23 protein-coding genes are annotated in these 19,490 nt (G+C 29.7%); all 23 read right to left on the bottom strand.

Translation table 11 applies throughout. The annotated features are described in order from the left end of the window. The 23 genes from fliD to G594_RS0116095 all read right to left on the bottom strand — a co-directional run bounded on the left by fliD (position 1) and on the right by G594_RS0116095 (position 19,487). A complete protein-coding gene (gene fliD, locus G594_RS0116205; RefSeq protein WP_027099499.1) occupies positions 1-2,064 on the bottom strand; it encodes a flagellar filament capping protein FliD in 2,064 nt (687 codons plus the stop codon). 17 nt (positions 2,065-2,081) lie between these two features. Continuing rightward, positions 2,082-2,465: a flagellar export chaperone FliS gene (fliS, locus tag G594_RS0116200; RefSeq protein WP_027099498.1), complete on the bottom strand. Its 384-nt coding sequence runs from the start codon at positions 2,463-2,465 to the stop codon at positions 2,082-2,084. Positions 2,466-2,474: 9 nt separating this feature from the next. Beyond that, positions 2,475-2,762 carry a hypothetical protein gene (locus tag G594_RS0116195; RefSeq protein WP_027099497.1) on the bottom strand — a complete coding sequence of 96 codons (288 nt, stop codon included), beginning with the start codon at positions 2,760-2,762 and terminating at the stop codon, positions 2,475-2,477. Between the two features lie 3 nt (positions 2,763-2,765). Beyond that, positions 2,766-3,110, bottom strand: a complete 345-nt coding sequence (locus tag G594_RS0116190) for a flagellar protein FlaG (RefSeq protein ID WP_027099496.1) — start codon at positions 3,108-3,110, stop codon at positions 2,766-2,768. A 12-nt stretch (positions 3,111-3,122) separates the two neighbouring features. Next, on the bottom strand, positions 3,123-3,338 hold the full coding sequence (csrA, locus tag G594_RS0116185) for a carbon storage regulator CsrA (protein WP_027099495.1): 216 nt from the start codon (positions 3,336-3,338) through the stop codon (positions 3,123-3,125). A gap of 4 nt (positions 3,339-3,342) precedes the next feature. Continuing rightward, positions 3,343-3,720, bottom strand: coding sequence for a flagellar assembly protein FliW (gene fliW, locus G594_RS19260; RefSeq protein ID WP_034866996.1), 378 nt, complete (start codon positions 3,718-3,720; stop codon positions 3,343-3,345). A 15-nt stretch (positions 3,721-3,735) separates the two neighbouring features. Further along, entirely contained in the window at positions 3,736-4,728 is a 993-nt protein-coding gene (flgL, locus tag G594_RS0116175; protein ID WP_027099494.1) for a flagellar hook-associated protein FlgL, read from the bottom strand. Positions 4,729-4,768: 40 nt separating this feature from the next. After that, positions 4,769-6,559 carry a flagellar hook-associated protein FlgK gene (flgK, locus tag G594_RS0116170; protein ID WP_027099493.1) on the bottom strand — a complete coding sequence of 597 codons (1,791 nt, stop codon included), beginning with the start codon at positions 6,557-6,559 and terminating at the stop codon, positions 4,769-4,771. Positions 6,560-6,570: 11 nt separating this feature from the next. Next, the gene (gene flgN / locus G594_RS0116165; protein ID WP_027099492.1) at positions 6,571-6,981 is read right to left on the bottom strand and encodes a flagellar export chaperone FlgN; all 411 of its coding nucleotides are present in this window, start codon (positions 6,979-6,981) and stop codon (positions 6,571-6,573) included. Next, positions 6,974-7,258, bottom strand: coding sequence for a flagellar biosynthesis anti-sigma factor FlgM (flgM, locus tag G594_RS0116160; RefSeq protein WP_027099491.1), 285 nt, complete (start codon positions 7,256-7,258; stop codon positions 6,974-6,976). Before flgM ends, flgN begins: the two co-directional genes overlap by 8 nt. A 152-nt stretch (positions 7,259-7,410) precedes the next feature. After that, on the bottom strand, positions 7,411-8,562 hold the full coding sequence (gene fliY / locus G594_RS0116155; protein WP_027099490.1) for a flagellar motor switch phosphatase FliY: 1,152 nt from the start codon (positions 8,560-8,562) through the stop codon (positions 7,411-7,413). Beyond that, on the bottom strand, positions 8,555-9,550 hold the full coding sequence (gene fliM / locus G594_RS0116150; RefSeq protein ID WP_027099489.1) for a flagellar motor switch protein FliM: 996 nt from the start codon (positions 9,548-9,550) through the stop codon (positions 8,555-8,557). Before fliM ends, fliY begins: the two co-directional genes overlap by 8 nt. Positions 9,551-9,565: 15 nt before the next feature. Beyond that, complete coding sequence (locus G594_RS0116145; protein ID WP_027099488.1) at positions 9,566-9,964, bottom strand: chemotaxis protein CheW; 399 nt, start codon at positions 9,962-9,964, stop codon at positions 9,566-9,568. Positions 9,965-9,990: 26 nt separating this feature from the next. Continuing rightward, positions 9,991-10,353 (bottom strand): response regulator, encoded by a 363-nt coding sequence (locus G594_RS0116140; protein ID WP_027099487.1) that lies wholly within the window; start codon positions 10,351-10,353, stop codon positions 9,991-9,993. Between the two features lie 16 nt (positions 10,354-10,369). Continuing rightward, complete coding sequence (locus G594_RS0116135) at positions 10,370-10,969, bottom strand: chemotaxis protein CheC (protein WP_027099486.1); 600 nt, start codon at positions 10,967-10,969, stop codon at positions 10,370-10,372. 20 nt (positions 10,970-10,989) lie between these two features. Beyond that, positions 10,990-12,975 (bottom strand): chemotaxis protein CheA, encoded by a 1,986-nt coding sequence (locus G594_RS0116130; protein ID WP_027099485.1) that lies wholly within the window; start codon positions 12,973-12,975, stop codon positions 10,990-10,992. A gap of 13 nt (positions 12,976-12,988) precedes the next feature. Then, the gene (locus G594_RS0116125; protein ID WP_027099484.1) at positions 12,989-13,756 is read right to left on the bottom strand and encodes a CheR family methyltransferase; all 768 of its coding nucleotides are present in this window, start codon (positions 13,754-13,756) and stop codon (positions 12,989-12,991) included. 73 nt (positions 13,757-13,829) lie between these two features. Next, positions 13,830-14,318 carry a chemotaxis protein CheD gene (locus G594_RS0116120; RefSeq protein ID WP_027099483.1) on the bottom strand — a complete coding sequence of 163 codons (489 nt, stop codon included), beginning with the start codon at positions 14,316-14,318 and terminating at the stop codon, positions 13,830-13,832. Positions 14,319-14,326: 8 nt separating this feature from the next. Next, entirely contained in the window at positions 14,327-14,779 is a 453-nt protein-coding gene (locus G594_RS0116115; protein WP_027099482.1) for a chemotaxis protein CheW, read from the bottom strand. A 9-nt stretch (positions 14,780-14,788) separates the two neighbouring features. Next, positions 14,789-16,687 (bottom strand): DUF342 domain-containing protein, encoded by a 1,899-nt coding sequence (locus tag G594_RS0116110; protein ID WP_027099481.1) that lies wholly within the window; start codon positions 16,685-16,687, stop codon positions 14,789-14,791. 74 nt (positions 16,688-16,761) lie between these two features. Continuing rightward, a complete protein-coding gene (locus G594_RS0116105) occupies positions 16,762-17,562 on the bottom strand; it encodes an aminotransferase class IV (RefSeq protein ID WP_027099480.1) in 801 nt (266 codons plus the stop codon). Positions 17,563-17,579: 17 nt separating this feature from the next. Then, positions 17,580-18,218: an HAD-IB family hydrolase gene (locus tag G594_RS0116100; RefSeq protein ID WP_027099479.1), complete on the bottom strand. Its 639-nt coding sequence runs from the start codon at positions 18,216-18,218 to the stop codon at positions 17,580-17,582. A 75-nt stretch (positions 18,219-18,293) separates the two neighbouring features. Beyond that, the gene (locus G594_RS0116095) at positions 18,294-19,487 is read right to left on the bottom strand and encodes a pyridoxal phosphate-dependent aminotransferase (protein ID WP_027099478.1); all 1,194 of its coding nucleotides are present in this window, start codon (positions 19,485-19,487) and stop codon (positions 18,294-18,296) included. Positions 19,488-19,490 lie beyond the last annotated feature (3 nt).

Below are 19,490 nucleotides of genomic sequence, written 5' to 3'. Positions count from 1 at the left end.
TTAAGCCGTTCCTAACTGTGATAATAAATAGGATTGTTGGGAATTCAATTGATTCATCATAGTTTCTAAAGTAGCATACTTAGAGTATAAAGCTTGTTCTTTTTTGCTAAAGGCCTTTTCCATATCTTTCACTTTTCTTTCATACTTTTCAATACTCTTAGTAAGTTCATTATTGGTTACAGTAGTAGTTCCTTCGTAACCAGCTTTTTTAAGTAACCTAGCAGATACAGTCATAGTTTCATCATACAATATACTCTTTAATCTTTGAGCTATTCCACTCTTACTATTTTTCTCTGCTGATGTTAAATTTTTAGAATCAGTTGGAGTTGCAGTAAATAATCTCATAACTTTATTAGGATCTTCTTCTAATGCTGCAGTTAATTTATTTTCATCTATTGTAAATGTTCCATTTTTAACTCCACCATAGTCTGATACTGGCTTAATCCCAATATCCTCCAAATTAATATCTATCCCATCTACCATTGTAGTCATTGCATTTTTTAGAGAATTTATTATTCTACTTAAATCAGAGTCTCTACTTAATTGTCCTTTTTCAACTCTTTCATTCCAAAGCTTTATTTCACTTTCTGACATTTCTTTCTTTTGTTCATCTGTTAAAGGACTATAACTTCTATCCCTCTTTTCCATTGTAAGAGTATTTAACTTTTCCATAAGTTTGTTGTAATCATTAAAGAAGTTAACCACCATTTCCTTTGTCTTAGTTGAATCCTTTTTACTAGTTATCTTTATTCCATCTGCTGGTATTTCTCCATCAAACTTAAAAGTAACCCCATCTAATGTTACAACGCTGCTATCCCCTTTGTGAGTATAAACTCCACCTTTGCTATCTTTTATAATTATATTAGCGTCTTTCCCTTGAATGATAGGTGTAAAACCTTCAGCAGGTTCTTCTATAACACTTATATCTAAACTTTTACTTTCTCCGCTTGTTTTAGATATTAAAGACAACTTTCCATCCTTAATTTCAGCAGAAACATTTAAGTTTTTTTCCTCTAAAGATTTATTAAGAGCATCTACATCAAGAATGCTATCCTTTAAAGAAAATTCTACCTTTTTCCCATCAATAAATAGAACTTTACCTTCTATTTCCGATAGGTTCAATGAAGTTATCGATTTAGTTGCATTATTACCATTTTCAAAAGTTCCATTTACAATAGAATTATTCTCTAATGTAATTTCCAAAGTTGGTAGGTCAGTAAGTTCACCACTTTTAGTACTTACTAAAGTAACATTATTATCTTCATCTACCTTAGCTCTAAAATCTATTTTTTCTTCTTCAAGCTTCTTATTTAATTCACTAACTAATTCGTCCTTAGTATATTCCTTTGAAGAATCTAGGTTTAACCCAATAACTTTATCACCAATCTTTATTTCTTTTGAATCTCTTATGTTTTTAATAGTTATTCCAGTAAACTTAGCTTCTGTTGCATTACTTCCCTTAACTTCTTCTATATTTACTGAGTGTACACTTCCACCTAAAGTAAAACTTCCTTTTTCTCCTAATACTGTAGACTCAAAAATCAAACCTTTTTTATTTTCTCCATCTACACTTCCTGCAAAATCAGTATAAGATACACAAACTTTTATACCGGCTTTTTCCAATTCCTTATTTAAGTTAGAAACTCTCTCCCTATCTGTACTACCACTTAGAGTAAACTCTTTACCATCTACTACTATTTTATCTCCTTCACCTATTCCTTCAGTTAAAGTAGCCTTTGTAGCAGTAGCTGAGCTCCCCGTTATTGTAAAATTTTTATTTACAGCTTCACTATTGGCTGAAACTGACACAACATTACTATCAGAAGATTCAAATTTAATTGTGCTCCAATTTTTACTTAATACTATGCTATCACTTTTTGACACATCAAAATATTTATTATAAAACTCTCTACTATCCTTTAATACATCTCTATATAACTTTTGCTTTATTTCTACTATTTCTTTTTGCTGTTGCTGTTGCTGAATTTTAACTCTATATGGTCTCATACTTTCCTTTATAACTTCATCCATATCTAAACCAGTAGCTAACCCAGTTATTCTCATTTTATCACCTCATCCTCTTATTGACCTGAAGCCTTTGTTTTTTCATAAACTTCATACCACATATTTCTTACATCCTCTATAAAAGGTATAACTTCTTCTATCTCTTTTATATCTTTTTTTAAATTAGCCTGTCCGACTTTGTAATTTATAAACTCATAAATTTTAAATATTTGTTTTGCCCATTCCCCAGCTCCTGTATCAAGACTTGCCATAAGTTCCACAAATATGTCTTGAGTTCTTGTAAGACTTTCATGAGCTTTAGTTACATTTTTTTCTTCAATAGCTGCTCTTCCTATTTTTGCATACTTAACAGCTCCATCTACTAACATTAAAAGTAGCTGCTCCTTTGATGCATAATTAACACTATTATTTTTATAAGCATTATATCCGCTATTGTACATATTCCCCTCCTACTTAACACTATCAATTACATTACCAATAGGCACTCTTTCAATATAATTTTCTTCTCTTGCTGCATCTATGGTAATCTTTTTCGTATTCTCCAATGTTCCTTCCACTGTTATATATTTTTGAGATTTATTTGTGTCATTTTTATCTTCAGTATCTAACTCTACAAAAGGTTTCTTAACTTTATTATCTATCTCAGGTCGAGTTTTGCGATTAACTTCTTTTTCTTTTACCTCTTTAGCAAGTTTCCTTCTAATATCAGTATCAATTTTATTCAACCTAAATTCCATAATTTAAGCCTTCTTATCAAAAACCACACCTGATATTTCACAAAGCTTAGCTATCATGTCAAGAATCTTCTTTGGAGGTACTTCAACCAAAACTTCTTTAGTATCCTTATCTACAATTTTTATCATTATATCTCCAAACTTTTCATGAACATTATATTCTGCATATGCATTATCATCCTTTAAGAAACCATTAAGCTTTTTTATTGCCTTATTTAAGTTTTCCTTAGTGTATCTGTTCTCATCTTCAGAGTTTGTGTTAAATTCTTTTTCCACATTATTAACTTCCATGTTTGGTTTAATAACATTAAGGTTAGTTTGTCCTCCTTGACCTATAACCTGTATCTCCATTTTACTTCACCCCTATTTTTTTAAGTTCTTAAGTAAATCTAGATTAACCTTTGCTGCCTCTATATTTTCACTTTCTACTTCCTTGTATAATTCTTTTCTTAAAATAGACATTTCCCTTGGCGCTTGTATCGCAATTTTTACGCTTCCATCTTCAATCTTAGAAACCGAAATCTCTATATCATCTCCAATTAAAATTGACTCACCTTGTTTTCTTGTAACTACTAACATAAAATCACCCCTTAAATATAGGATGCTTTATTTTGTATTTTTCATTCTCTGTAATTAGCTGCTCCGCTAACCCAGTATGTACATTTATTAAAATAGGAGCCCTTAAGTTGGCTGTAATTTTCTTTGGATCTGAATTTAAAGTAACTGTTGAATATACTAATACATCTTCTGGTGATGTTATACTTAAATTCTTTATAATTTCATCAGTTATTTTTATTTCATATTCTTTTTCTACTTGAAATGGAGATATAATCACTAACCCAAGTTCTTTTTTTTCATTACATTGAAGTAACTTGAATTCTTCTCCACCCTCTATTTCTTGTATTTCATAATCTTTATATTCGTCTAACCCTGGTAACCCCTTTTTAAAAGTAACTTTCATTATTTCACCTCATCTTTATAGATAATCCAATAGTGATGGTGGTAAAACTTTTGCACTAACCTGTAATGAAGCAGTATAGACAGTTTGTGCCATACTAAACTCTATTGTTTTTTGTGTAAAATCTATATCTTCTGTTTGAGATAAAATATCTGTCATATTAAAGTTTTCATCTTCATTCTTTTGCTGAGCTGATTCCATTCTGTTTTGTTTAGCTCCAACTTCTGACCTTGTTTTTAATAGGTTAGTTATAACATCATCTATTGCTGATAAGTTTTCATTTATAAGTTTATTTGAATCTAACTCATCACTTGATTTTAAATTACCAACTATATCTCCAAGTAAGTTTAATACATTAACTTCCTCGCCTCTTTCGTTATTGAAAGAAAGTAACTCTTTAGCAGTAACGTTATATTCAATAGTAACTCCTTGAGAAACTTCTACATTCAGCTTACTTCCAAGCATATCTAATTGATTTTTCATATATATATCATCACTATTTAAGTCTACCTTATTACCCTCTTTATCAATGAATATTATATCTTTGTTTCCTGTTATAGCATCTGTTACTATATCTACGGGCTTTGAAGAAGCTTTTGTTCCTCCAAAAATATATTTACCATCAAAGTTTGTATTCATAATTTGAGCTAGTTCTTCTACTCTTTCATTCATTTCATCCGCTATAGCATTTCTTTCATCAGAACCATATGCAGCATTTCCTGAGGATACTAATAACTCTCTAATTCTTTGCATTGTATTAGTTGCTTGATATAAGGCTTGATCTGTAGAGTCTAACCAATTTATTGTATCCTTTATATTTTCATTGTATTGCTTATTTGTACTTATATCTGTATTAAGCTGCATACTTCTTGCTGTTTTATATGGATTATCTGACGGTCTACTTATTTCTTTACCAGTGCTCAATTGACGATTTAATGTTTGCATATTAGTTAAGTTTTTATTCATATTCCTTAAATAATTGTTTGCAAGCATTCTATTAGTAACTCTCATATCTTCACTTCCTCATTAACTTAATATTTATCAATTAATCTTATCTTTTAAGTCCATTTATTACTACATCAAGTAATTCATCTATTGTTGAAATGATCTTTGCATTTGCATTATAAGCATGTTGATATTGAATTAAATTGGCCATTTCCTCATCAATAGAAACTCCTGATACCTGTGCTCTACTATTTTCTAATTCATAAAACAAGTCTTCTTTAGTTGACACCTGTCTAGAGGCCTCCTGAGCTTGTACACCTAATTTATCTATAATATCCTTAAAGTAAGAATCTAGTTTCATCCCACTAGTATCACTTTGAATAGTCATTCCATAATTAGACAACTTCAAATCTGATCTAGATGTTATTGTTGAACCAAAGTCTTGAACTCTAATTAGACTATCTCTTAATTGTGCTATTGCAAGAGCTCTTGCCCCATCGCCTTCCCCATCTACATCATTACTAGAGGTATAAGCATAATCATTATCATGAGTTTTTGTTTTTAACTTCATAACATCGTATAAAATTTCTTTATTAATTGTTATATTCTTAGCAGAAATATGGCTTTCTTGAGTTAGAGTATTATCAAGATTTATCAATATATTATTACTGTTATATTGAGCTACACTCTTATTTACAAAGAAAGGCATATAATCTCTATCTGGATTGCCTCCTGTATATAATGGGTCAGAAATCCCGCTATGTATAGCATTTACTGAAAATGCTATTGCCTTAGCAAGCTTATCTAATTCATCCATATATACTTGAACATCATCTTGAACAGTAATATTTCCAGCCACCTCACCATCTGATGGTCTAAATAACTGTAATTCTGATGCATTTATAATATCATTATTTTTTATTGGGTATCCATCACCCTTTACCGCTTGTCCTTCTTGATTGGACCATATTATCCTACTAGAATTTAATTCTTTTACTTGTGCATCATTTAATCCTGATACCCTAATTGTCTGTGTGCTATTTGGATTATTCATATCACCTAACTTATGATATGTTATAACATGAATATTGGGATATGTAGGATCCTTTTCTACCTTTGATATATATGATAATCTTAGTGAATCAGTATTAGGTGAAGCTGATACCAAGTTAGCAACTTTCATTCCATTAGTATCAGTTGGTCTTATATCGATTCCTTCAAATTCTTTTCTATCTACTGTAATATTAAACTTATAACTTAACTCATCTAAAAGAGTATCTCTTTGATCCATTAAATCATTAGGCATTTGCCCTGAACTTTTCACACTCATTATTTGCTTATTTAAACCATCTATTTGACTTAATAAACTGTTTATATCAGTCACATTTGATTTCAATGCAAGCTGAGCATTTTGTTGTAATTCTTCTAGCTTTGTATAAGTATGATTTAAAGCATCTGTTAAAGCTAAAGTTTGTTGAACAGTAACAGTTCTCGCGTTAGAACTATTAGGCTGCTTAGATAATTCTTGAAATGAATCAAAGAATTTCCCCATCAAAGTTGATATTCCTGTATCTGATGGTTCATTAAAAATATTTTCCACCTCATATAAAAAATTACTTCTTATATCACTTGACCCTAAGCTACTATTTGCTCCTCTTAACTGATAATCAAGAAAACCATCTCTAACTCTCTCTATAGCTTGAACTTGTGAACCTGTTCCTACTTGCCCATACCCAGCTGTTCCAGTCATAGGTCTTGATGTAACTATTTTAGCTCTTTGTCTTGAATATCCAACTGTATTTGAATTAGAAATATTATGAGAAGTTACATCAATGGTAGCCTGTGATGTATTAATTCCTCTTTTAGCTATATTAAAAGTTCCAAACAATCCTGTCATGCAACTTCCTCCTATCTTGAAAGATTTCCATATGAATTATATGTCTTCATTTCTCTTCTTGGATTTATTATATTTAATATTTGATTATTAAAACTCATTTGCTGCCTTATCAACAATTCATTAGTTTCTTTTTGTTGCTTTACAGCTAATATTATTCTATTAATTTCTCTATATGAGTTATCAAGCTCCTCATCATTAGAAGTATTCACAATTTCTCTCATACTTCTTTTCCCAACTAGTTTTCTTCTCTCAACCTCTGCTTGAGCAACTTCTTTATTTACCAACTTTATTTCGTCAACTAAAGCTTCTAACTCAAAGACTTCCTTTTTCATCACATGTTTATATTGTTTTTCTAGTAGTGATAAAAGCTTCTTTAAAGCTTCTCCTTCATTTTTTATAACTATAGTTAACTCATTACTCATTTAAACCGTTCTCCTTAATTGTATCTAGAATACTTCTAGCAGTTAACTTAGCATCAACATTATAAGTTCCATTATTAATTTGATTTTTTAGTTCCTGAATTTTTTTAGAATTATCCACATTTACTCCTTCTAATGTATAGTTAGTTAAACTCTTTCCTAACTTAGATATTTCTATTCTGTCAGAAACACTCTTTACTTCCTTTGTTTGAGATACTCTATTTCTATTTTTTGAATAAAGATTAATAACATTATTAGAATTTATCCCATTTATATTCATAATACTTACCTCCCAAGTAACCTATATATTTATTATCGAATATACTAAGATATAATTTATAGTTTTATGTTAATTTTAACTTTTTATTTTACAATTACTGGAATGTAATAAAAGCTACATTGATTATAATCAACATAGCTTTTATTATATCATTACTTCTTTAATGAATTTATTCTTTCGGTATTACTTACTATACTTGTTATTCTAACACCAAAATTCTCGTCTACCACAACTACTTCTCCTAAAGCAATTGTTTTTCCATTTACAAGTACTTCAACAGGTTCTTCTGCTAATTTATCCAATTCTATTAAGGAGCCTGTACTAAAGTTTAATATGTCTTTTATACTCTTTTTGGTTCTACCAAGAACTACAGAAATATCCAATGGAACATCTAGAATCAAATCAATATTTTTATTAGACACCCCAGACTTTTTACTTTCTACTAAAGGCTCAAAACTAGCTTTATGTACTTCCACTTGTGGTTGTGGAGTTTCAATTATTGTTTTTTCTGATACAGGTTGATTTACTTCATAAACATTTTCATATGAATCATTATAACTTTCAACTAAAATCTCATTATTTACAGGATTATCATTTTGTTCAGAAACATTACTGTCTTCATCTTCTTTACCTATCATTATAGATACAATTTTCTTTGCAGTCTCCACAGGAAGTATCTGCATTATATTGCTGTCAACCAAGTTTCCTATTGTCATTCTAAAATTAACTCTTACAATCGCTTGATCCTCTGGAATCTCACTAGAAAGAGCGTCTTCACTATTGCTCCATATTTTAGATATAGGTGGTGATATGTTTACTTCTCTAGAAAACATAGTAGCCATTGACGTAGCTGCAGAACCTATCATTTGATTCATAGCTTCTTGTACAGCACTAATTTCTATTTCTGATAGTTCATGATTTTCAACAATTCCATCTCCGCCCATCATTAAATTAGCTATAACAGCAGCATCTTCAGTCTTAATAATAAGTATATTTCTTCCTATTATTCCACTTGTATATTCTACATCTAATACAACAGTTGGTGTTTCAAAGGTTTCTTTTATTTCCTTTAATGTTGTAATTGAAACAACTGGTGTTGTTATATTTACTTTTTGATTTATTATTTGATAAAGGGCTGTTGATGCAGATCCCATAGAAATATTTCCTATTTCCCCTAAAAGATCTTTCTCTATATCACTTAACAAATTAACTGAGTTATCATTACTCCCTGTATTACTTGAAGAGTCATCACTTCCATTTAATAGTGAATCTATCTCTTCTTGAGATAAAAAACCATTACTCATACTCATTCACATCCTTATCTATTATATCCAATACTGCAACCCCTAAATTCTTACCAGTAATTCCTGGCTTTGCATAATAACACTCTTGATCTTCTACATATATCTTTATAGGACTAGTACATTTATTATCTAATCTTATTATATCTCCCCTAGATAAATTTAAGAAATCATCAATTGTTAAATGAGTACACCCTAATTCTGCTGACATTTCTATCTCTACTGGATTAAGTCCCTCTTTAATCTTTTCTCTTACTTCATCGCCTGATGCATCTTTTTCATTTTGGAACCAATATTGAACAACTAATTTATCCAATACCTTTTCAATGCTTAGGTATGGAATACATATATTAATAAATGTATTACTCTTACCCATTTCTACAGAAAAAGTAACTAAAGCAACTGGTTCGTTTGGTGCTAATGTTTGATTTATAGCTGGATTTGTTTCTAAAGATTCAACCTCTGGCTCAACACTTAATATATCTTCCCATGCAAGTTTCAAATTAGAAATCATTCCTGAAGTAATTTGCATCATTATGTTTTTATCTATATCCGAAAATTCCTTACTAACTGTATTCCTTTCTCCAGTTCCCCCTAATAGTACATCTATTATTTGAAAAGAGAATTGCGGATTAGTTTCAAATAATATAGTCCCTGTTAGAGGTGGCATTCTGAACATAGTCATTATTGTTGGATTGGGTATTGAATGTATAAATTCCTCATAGGTTATCTGCTCTACAGTTTCTATTTTTACTTTAACGTTTTTTCTTAATTGTGCGGTTAAGAAATTAGATATTATTCTTGCATAATTATCATGAATTAACTCTAAAGTTCTAATATGATCTTTTGAAAACTTTTGTGGACTCCTAAAATCATATACTTTAACCTTATGTTTTTCTTCTTCTTTTTGAAGTTCATCCGGTTCTAACGACCCTGTAGATAAGGCAGACAACAAGGCATCTATTTCGCTCTGTGATAAAACATCTGCCATACTTGTCCCTCTTTTCTATATATTTAATAGTTTGTCTATATCAATTATAGTAAGCAGTTTTTCATCATGTTTATAAATTCCCTTTATATATTGATATTCAACTTCTGTTTCTACTCTCTGGATAGAAGCTTCTTCTATATCTAGAACCTCTTCTACCTCATCTACACAAATTCCTATTTCTTCATCTCCAACATTGAGAATTATTATATTTTCTTGATTATCAGATGTATCTACATTTAGAAGTAGATTAATATCAACTAATGATTTTATGCTACCTCTTAAATTAATTAATCCTTTAATGTAATTAGGCGCTTTAGGTACCAGAGTTATACTCATCATATCATTTATCCCTTGAACCTTTTCTGTTTCAACAGCAAAATGTTCATCGCCCAACTTAAATACTACTATTTGCATTTGTATCCCTCCTATAATTAGGATAATTAGCCTATTACTTTTTTAATTGCTTCAAGTACTCTATCTGCTTGGAAAGGCTTAACTATAAAATCTTTTGCTCCTGATTTGATAGCATCCATTACCATTGATTGTTGTCCCATAGCTGAACACATTATAATCTTTGCATTAGGATCAAATGCTCTTATTTGCTTAACAGCTTCAATACCATCCATATCTGGCATTGTTATATCCATAGTAACAACATCTGGTTTTTCCTTTTTATATAAGTCTACTGCTACTAATCCATTACTAGCCTCACCAATAACATCATATCCATTTTTCTCTAAAATATCCTTTATCATCATTCTCATAAAAGCTGCATCATCAACTATTAATACTTTATTCGCCATATCTTTAACCTCCAAATTAATATACTCCAATTGATTTTAATATCTTTTCAAATGAACCAGGAACAGGTATGTAATAAAAATGTGCTCCTATATTACTATTTAATTCATCTGAAAATACTGTTTCTATATCTAATATATTTTCGTCATACTGACCAGACTCTACGAAAGTTGTTGCTAATATTGCTCCCAACATATCATGAGCTACTGCTGGTACTGATGGTATAACACATAATCCAGTGAATTGCGTTATAGCATTCATATATGATCCAGAAAGAATATTTCCTATTTCACATAGTGCTGAATCACCTAAGTCTGACAACTCATTTTCTCTAACTCCAGTTAACATTTCTACAATATCGTGAGCTACACTGTCTTTAAAAATAATTAATATATTTCCTTGAATATCTCCAAGTACTCTAACTACGATTCCACAGACTAATGATTCTGCTTCATCATTATACATTTCACTTAATTTTATCATATTAACTGAAGGTACAGTCATGTCAATCTTTTTTCCAAGCATCATTGATAATGCAGTTGCTGCATTTCCTGCTCCTATATTAGAAACTTCTTTTAATGCATCAAGCTGTATATTGCTCAAATTATCAAGATCCATTACATACCTCCTAATATTTTTTATATTAAGGCTCCTACATCAAGTATTAATGTAACTAATCCATTACCTAATATAGTTGCACCTATATACTCTTTTAAAGAACTCAATGTATTGCCTAATGGCTTAATTACTATCTCTTGTTGTCCCATTAACGAATCAACAAGAAGTCCAATAGTCTTTTCACCAACCTTAACAATAATTACAAACTTTTTCTCTGTATCTACAGATTCTATATTTAATCTTTCATTTAATCTAACTAATGGTATTACATCATCTCTATATATAATTACTTCTTTACCATTACTCTTTTTAATATTATCTTTCTTATAATCAATAACCCTATCTATAAATCCTAGAGAAATTGCTAAAGTTTCATTACCAACATTAACCAATAAGGCTTGTATTATTTGTAATGTAAGCGGCAACCTAATTACAAATGTTGACCCTTTACCTTCTTCACTAATTAGATCTACAGTTCCTCCAAGAGCTGAAACTTTTGCCCTAACAACATCCATTCCTACTCCTCTACCTGATATATCTGTAACAACTTCATTAGTACTGAACCCTTGTGCAAAGATTAAATTTTTAATCTCGTCATCACTTAATCCTTCTGTGTTAATACCAACTTTTTCAGCTTTAGCTTTTACTTTTTCAACATTTATTCCTGCGCCATCATCTATTACTTTTATTAAAGCTTTTGTTCCTTCTTGATATGCAACAAGCTTAATTGTACCTACTGCAGGTTTTCCTTTAGCTATTCTTTCTTCTTTAGTTTCAATTCCATGATCTGCTGCATTTCTTAATAAGTGTATTAGTGGTTCCCCAATTTCATCTATAACAGTTCTATCTAGTTCTGTTTCAGCGCCTTCAATAACAAAATTAATTTCCTTATTTAATTCTACTGATATATCCCTAATCATTCTTGGGAATCTATTAAATACAGTATCTAAAGGAAGCATTCTAATTTTCATAACTAAATCTTGAAGATCTGTAGTTGTTCTTCCAACTTGCTCCAAAGTTTCTGTTAAATCAGATGATTTATGGTCTACTACTATTTGTTCAAGTCTTGTCCTATATATAACTAATTCAGAAACCATATTCATAAGTTTATCTATTCTCTCTAGATCAACTCTTACTGATTGATGTGATTTCTTATACCCTTCTTTTTTTACACTTTTTTTCTTCTCTTCAGTAACCTCTTTTGGTTCCAGTTTAACCTCTTTTGGCTTAACTGTGCTCTCCTCTATCTTTTGAAATTCTATTAATTTAGTCTCAACCATTCTAACTTCAGAAATATTTTCAACTAACTTTTTAACTTCATCCTCTGAGCTTGTAGTAATTAAAACGAAGTCTAATTGAAGCTCAAAGTCCTCATTTTCTATATCTTCTGTAGATGGTTTAGATTTAATTATTTCACCAATCTCCTCTAAATCCTTTACAATTAAAAAGGCTCTAGCAGATTTTAATAACGTATTTTCACTTAATGTTATACTTAACTCTATAGCATTAAAATCTTTTTCTTGGGCTTGCTTTATTATTGACATATCATAATCATTTAGTTCCATACTACAATTATCTTTTTCTAATGTAACTAAACTTTCTACTTCTTGACTTCCATCTACATCATTCACCTGAGAAATATTATGTAAAGATTTTATTATTGGCTCTATATCTACACTAGAATCTGTCCCTTCTTCAATATTACTTACCATTCTTTCTAATGTATCTAAACAATCAAAGAGAACTGTAACAACCTCTTGAGTAACATTTAACTGACCATCTCTGAACTTTGATAAAACATCTTCCATCTTATGAGTTAATTCAGCTATATCCGTAAACCCCATTGTTGCAGCCATTCCCTTAATTGTATGGGCCACTCTAAATATTTCATTTACCTTATCAACATCATTAGGATTTTTTTCTAATTCTAATAATGATTCATTTAATGTTTGAAGATTATCCATGGATTCTTCTAAGAACATATTCATATATTGCGATGTATCCATTCATATACCCCCTCTATAGCTTTTTATAAATAAATGTAGAAACTCGTTCTAAGCCAACTTTTTTATAGTCATATATACTTTCTGTACCTCCTACAAATAAAAAACCACCTTTATTTAAAGCACCTGCCAACTTACTATACACTTCCATCTTAGCATCACTTTTAAAGTAAATAACTACATTTCTACATACAATTAAATCAAACCCACCCTCATACTTTTCTGTTATTAAATCATGCTTTCTGAAAGTGACCATTGATTTTATGTTTTTACCAACACAATAATTATCGTCTATTTTTTCAAAATATTTATCTAAATCTTCTTTTTTTACATTTTTAATTTCATCTAGTGTATAAACTCCTTTTTCAGCCTTAGCTAATGCATTTCTATCTATATCTGTAGCAATTATTTTCACATTATTTTTAACGGATAACTTGTCTAACATTATTGCTAAGCTATAGGGTTCACAACCGATGGAGCAAGCAGCACTCCATATTTTTAAACTTTCATTTTTATGTATTAATGACTTTTTTATTATCTGTTCTAACTCCTTAAAAAGCTCAGGATTTCTAAAAAACTCAGTTACATTTATCGTTATAAAATCAAAAAACCTCTCTCTTTGCTCGCTATCACTAACTATTATTTTTCTATACTCCTCTAAACTTGAAATATCTAATCTTCCCATAAGACTAGATATTCTTCTATTTAGCTGTTCTGACTTATAAGCAGATAAATTCATCCCATACTCTCTATGAACCCACTTATGAAAATCATTAAATTCCATAATACTTTTTATCTTCCTCTCTAAGTTCATCTTTAATTTTAATCAACTAAAGCCTTCACAAAATTTATGTATTTTATAGAGTTAATATTCCTTTTCCTACAACTCTAATTGTAACCTCTCCATTACTAGAATCTATTATCATAGTTCTTCCTTTGTTTCCTCCAGTCTCTTCAGCCACTATAGGTATTTCATGTGATTTTAATGACTGTTTTACTGCTTCTGTATTTCTTTTACCAATATCACTAATCATATTTTTATCACTAAAGTTAAACATAGATGCTCCACCTGCAATTTTAGCAACTATATTTTTTCTTTTACATCCTTTTGATACCATTTTTTCTATCAATATTGGTATGGCTAAATCTGCAAATTTTAAAGGTTGTGTAACATTCCTAAATTGAGTACTATCTGGCAACATTATATGCGCTAATCCTGCCACCTTTGAATCTGCATCATAAAGCCCAATTCCAACACAAGACCCTAATCCTATAGTTATAATTTTCTGAGGAGGAAGAACTACATTCAAATCTGATATTCCTACTTTAACTTCAGTATACTCCATAATTCCCCCTAAAATATTTGATCAATATCTTCTTTTGATAAAAGACTTTCCATATCTAAAAGAATTATTATTTTACTATCAACCTTAACTAACCCTTTTATATAATTATTGTTTTCCGATAAAGTTATGGATGGCACCTTTTCCAACATTTCATCACAAACACTGGAAACCTCATATACGTTATTTACAATGACACCAAATTTTCTATTCTCTCTTTTTACTACAATAATCTTAAAGTCTTTACAATTATTATTACAACAATCCAATTTAAACTTTTTGCATAAATTTATGACAGGCATAACATGCCCTTCATAATTTATTACCCCTTCAACAAAGCTTGGTGCATCAGGAATCTGTACGGCTTCAGTATATTCTAAAATTCTTTCTATTTCACTAATATAAGCAGAATAACACTCTTCTCCCAGCCTAAATATTAGCATTTTATTTTCTATCTTTTCCATACATTCCTCCTAAAATACAAACTTTTCTACAACTATTTGTCCATCTTTATCTAGATAGGCTTTTATGTTTTTTGAATGAACTTCTAATATATATTGTCTTTCTTCAAAACAGAAAACTGTATTTTGATAAGCCACCTCTGCTTCTATTCTTCCATTTTTAGAAGCATGTAAAATAGTACTAACACCTGCATTACTTCCCACAGTACTAACCTTAATATAATTGTTAGCCTTTAAAGTTCCTCCCCTAACAACAGCCCCTTTTGATAATACTTCTATACCATCTTTAGCTGTTATTTCTGATGTATACATACCTTTACCATTAATTATTACTTTCCCGCTTGACTCTATTTTTCCATCCTGACAATATCCTACATATATATTTACTGGTATTATTGTTTCCAACTCATTAACTTTAACTTCATCTTCTATATGTCTAATAAAATCGTATAACTCATTTGCAAACTTAATTTTTAAAGGACCTAATCCAATAATCTTTTCCTTTATAAAGTCATATATATATTGAGAACTATTTCCAAGACTACTTGATATGCTCATTATTAAAATAGAAACTCTAATAACAGATTTAAACTTAGTTTCAATCAATAATTTAATAATTTCTCCATCTTCTTTTTCAGCACCCAGAACACTATTCTCTTTTATTTGTTTAACTGAAGAGATTAACAGTTCTAAGTCCTTTTTTAAACTTCTCAAGTTATCCACATATAACTGCCTATCTAAATCTTTAGTTCCTGCAGTTATAGTAGAACTAATCACACTGCCTGCCACCCTCACTTCACCTTGTGCAGAAATTGTTCCCCTCTCTACATTCCCATTAACCTCTACACTATTACCTGATGTTACCTTCATACCTTCTTTTATATTTCCATTAATCTTGACATCACCAATAAAATCGATATTACCGCTCTTTATGTCAACATCTTTAGAAGTCTCAAAGGTTTTAAAAACATTAAAAACTCCATTCTTTATAGAAGGCCTACCTTCTGTAGTTGCTACCACCTTAGTATCCTCAATCTTACACCCAACACCGATCCTTAACTTCAATTTATTCTTAACTTTCCTCTTTATAACTCCGCCAAATACATCTATTCCATCTTTCCCCACTTTTCCAATGATAAGTTCCGCAATAATATCTCCACTTTTTACATTCTCTATGGAGTACATATTTTTATAATCAATATTTTCAATAGAATTTTCATCTACATTTTTCTTTATACTATCGAAATATGTTTTTATCTTATCATTTTCATCATTTTGAGCATTAACTCCCTTAGCTATTAATTCTCCATTCACTTCGCTCATCTCTACTGCTTTTGCAATAACACCTTCATCAATACCATAGGTTATTTGCTTTAAAGACAACACTTCTAATATCTCTTCTTTAGTGTATTTAGGCGGAAGCTCTCCAGTATCAAAATCCTTTTTCAGTTTAATTCTACCTAAAGTCTTTTCGTACTTTAAAACAGGTTTATATTCTGGAGTATATAAAATATATATTTTAGCTTGAACCTTATCTGATGTGTCTATTTTTAGTTCTCTTTTTGCTTTTACTCCTTCTAACTTAAAGGTTATAGCATCTTCAAAAGTAACTTCTACACCAGATACTGCTCTTTCACCATTAACATATAACTCTATATCTTCCTCAAAATCTAAATTAAACTTATTCTGCTTATCCTTTATAAGTATTTTATTATCCACTATATCTATTGAATTACTACTCTTATCTTGATTCTTACTTTTCTCTATAACTTTTATTTCACAGCGTTTCCTAAATATACCATTTTCTTCCTTTATTATCTTATATACAAGTTTATTCCTTGGGATAGATAATTGCCTTTCTGCTTCACATAAACATTCTTCTAGGTTTTTTCCTATAAAGTTACAATTCATATACACCATCTCCCATTTTCCCCTTTATTAAGTATATCATATAAGAATAGTTTGTAAAATATATGAAAATTTATTTAGTTTAGTGTATTTCTACAAATTAATTCATCGAATAACCTCATTAATTTTCTTAACAAATCATTTTCAACATCAAACTCTAACCCATTTACTCTTCTTATTGGTAAAATATTAGGTGATGTTCCCGAAATAAACAACACATCAAATTTTTCTAAATCAGTATATCTTATATTTTCCTCTATAATGTTAATGCTGTTTTCTTTTGCCACCTTAATTATCTCTGTTCTTGTAACTCCTGGCAAAACAGCTTCTACCTTAGATGTATAAACATTAGAACCTTTTATAAGAAAAATATTTGATCTACTACCTTCTGTTATATATCCATTTCTATCAACAAGAATAGCTTCATGAGCATCATTTTTCTTTATTTCTTTATTTACTGCTCCTCTAAAACTGTTGTTAATAACCTTTGCATTTGGATTTTCTCTTTCTCCAAAATACAGTATTGTTTTTACCCCCTCTTTATACATTTCGTCTGTAGGATAAGAATGCTTTATAAAAAATATTTTAAATTCATTAGATTTCGTATTAAAAATTATTTTTATATTTCCTAAAGTCTTGTTATTTGATTTTACTAGATTATTTATATCATTCAACACCTCATCATATGTAATATCATTTTTGTAGTTATTTAATTTAAATGAGTTTATCATTCTGTCATAATGTTCTTTATAAAATAGTGGTTTCCCATTAATTATTCTAATAACTTCATATATTAGTTTTCCTTCCCCTTCTTCTCTCCATTCTTCTAGCTTTCTTAATTTGCCGTTATCAATATAATATTCATTAATAGCTTCAATCATTTTTACTCCTCCTCTTAAATCCATTTTAATATTTCTATCTCATGCTTCTTCTTATAATTAATTAAATAAGGTTTTCCAACCAAATCTAAAAGTGGTTTATCTGATAAAGAATCAGAAAACATATATGAATTTTTAAAATCCACTTTAATATTTTCTTTTGATAAAACTTCCTTCAACCTTTTTACCTTTTCTTCACCTTTACAATTGTTACCTAACATCTTTCTAATAAATTTTCCTTCTTTAAACTCAAACCTCGTTCCAATAACCTTATCTACAACATCAATGTTATAAAACTCATTTATATAAAACTCAGGAGATGCAGATATTAAATAAATATCATAACCTTCCTTTTTTAATTTATACATCATATCTACTGCATCTTTATATAATATTTTACTTAACCTGTTCTTATAAAATCTTTTAACTAATTCTTGTAATTTTTCTTCTTCAATATTATCAATAAACTTTAAAAAGCACTCCTTAACCCTTCTCTCATCATATATACCTATGCCATACATTAAACCACTATATAAAGCTCTTGGTAAAAATCTAATATTTTTTATATCTTCTTCTAAAGAATACTTATAAAACTCCATTAATGTTTCTTTCTTTGTAATAGTATAATCAATATCAAATATAGCTAACTTTTTCATTTTATTCCTCCACTTATCTTTGTATTTATTATATAATATCTATTCAAAAAAATAAAAGGTGGCATAGCCACCTCTTTACTTTAACTTATTTAAGAAACTTTCAATTCTGTCCAAACCTTTTAATATTAATTCTTCTGAAGTCGCATAAGACAATCTAATATACTTGTCTAACCCAAAAGCAGATCCTGGTATAACAGCAACCTTTTCATGTTCTAAAAGTTCTCTTGAGAAATCTACTGAGTTATTAATAACATTCTCATTTATACTCTTTCCTAGATAATTTTCCAAATTAATCATTACATAGAACGCACCTTCAGGTCTAATAACACTCAATCCAGTGATATTTTTAATTCTATCTATCATTAAGTTTCTTCTCTCTTCAAACTTCCCAACCATTTTTTCAATTTCATCTTTTGGCCCATTTAGAGCTTCCACTCCTGCATATTGAGCTATTGAATTAGCATTAGAAGTAACATGACTTTGAACACTAGTCATTAACTTAATCACTTCTGCGTTTCCTGCTGCATAACCTAATCTCCATCCAGTCATCGCGTAAGATTTAGAAAAGCCATTAATAACTATTGTCCTATTGTAAGCGTCTTCTGAAAGAGAAGCTACACTAACATGTTTTTTACCATCATATATTAACTTCTCATATATTTCATCAGATATAATTATTAAATCATGCTTTTTGGCAAACTCAGCTATCTCTTTTAGCTCTTCTATAGAATAAACAGTTCCTGTTGGATTGTTAGGACTATTTATAATAATTGCCTTGGTATTATTATTAACTACTTTATTTAAAGATTCTAAAGTATATTTATAATCATTTTCCTCTTTACCTTCAACAAAAACAGGCATCCCATCAGCAAGTTTTATCAATTCAGGATAGCTTACCCAATATGGAATCGGTACTATAACCTCGTCTCCTGGATTTAATATAGCCATAAAAGCATCTGCCAAACATTGTTTTGCTCCTGTAGAAACAATTATCTGATTAGAATTATAGTGCAAATTATTGTCCTCTTTAAGTTTTTTACATATTGCCTCTCTTAACTCTATTATTCCAGAAGTAGGAGTATATTTTGTTTTTCCTTCTTCCATAGACTTGATAGCTGCCTCCATTATATTTTTAGGTGTGTTAAAATCTGGTTCTCCTGCCCCAAAACTTACAACATCAACTCCTGCCCCCTTAAGCTCTTTAGCTTTGGCAGTAATTGCAAGGGTTATTGATGGAGTTATGTTCATAGCCTTTTTTGAATAATTCATTTT

This window comes from Clostridium paraputrificum AGR2156, from assembly GCF_000424025.1.
Classification (GTDB): Bacteria; Bacillota; Clostridia; order Clostridiales; family Clostridiaceae; genus Clostridium; species Clostridium paraputrificum.
The sequence above is the reverse complement of the archived record's forward strand: the minus strand, read 5'-3'. Positions and strand labels throughout refer to the sequence as shown.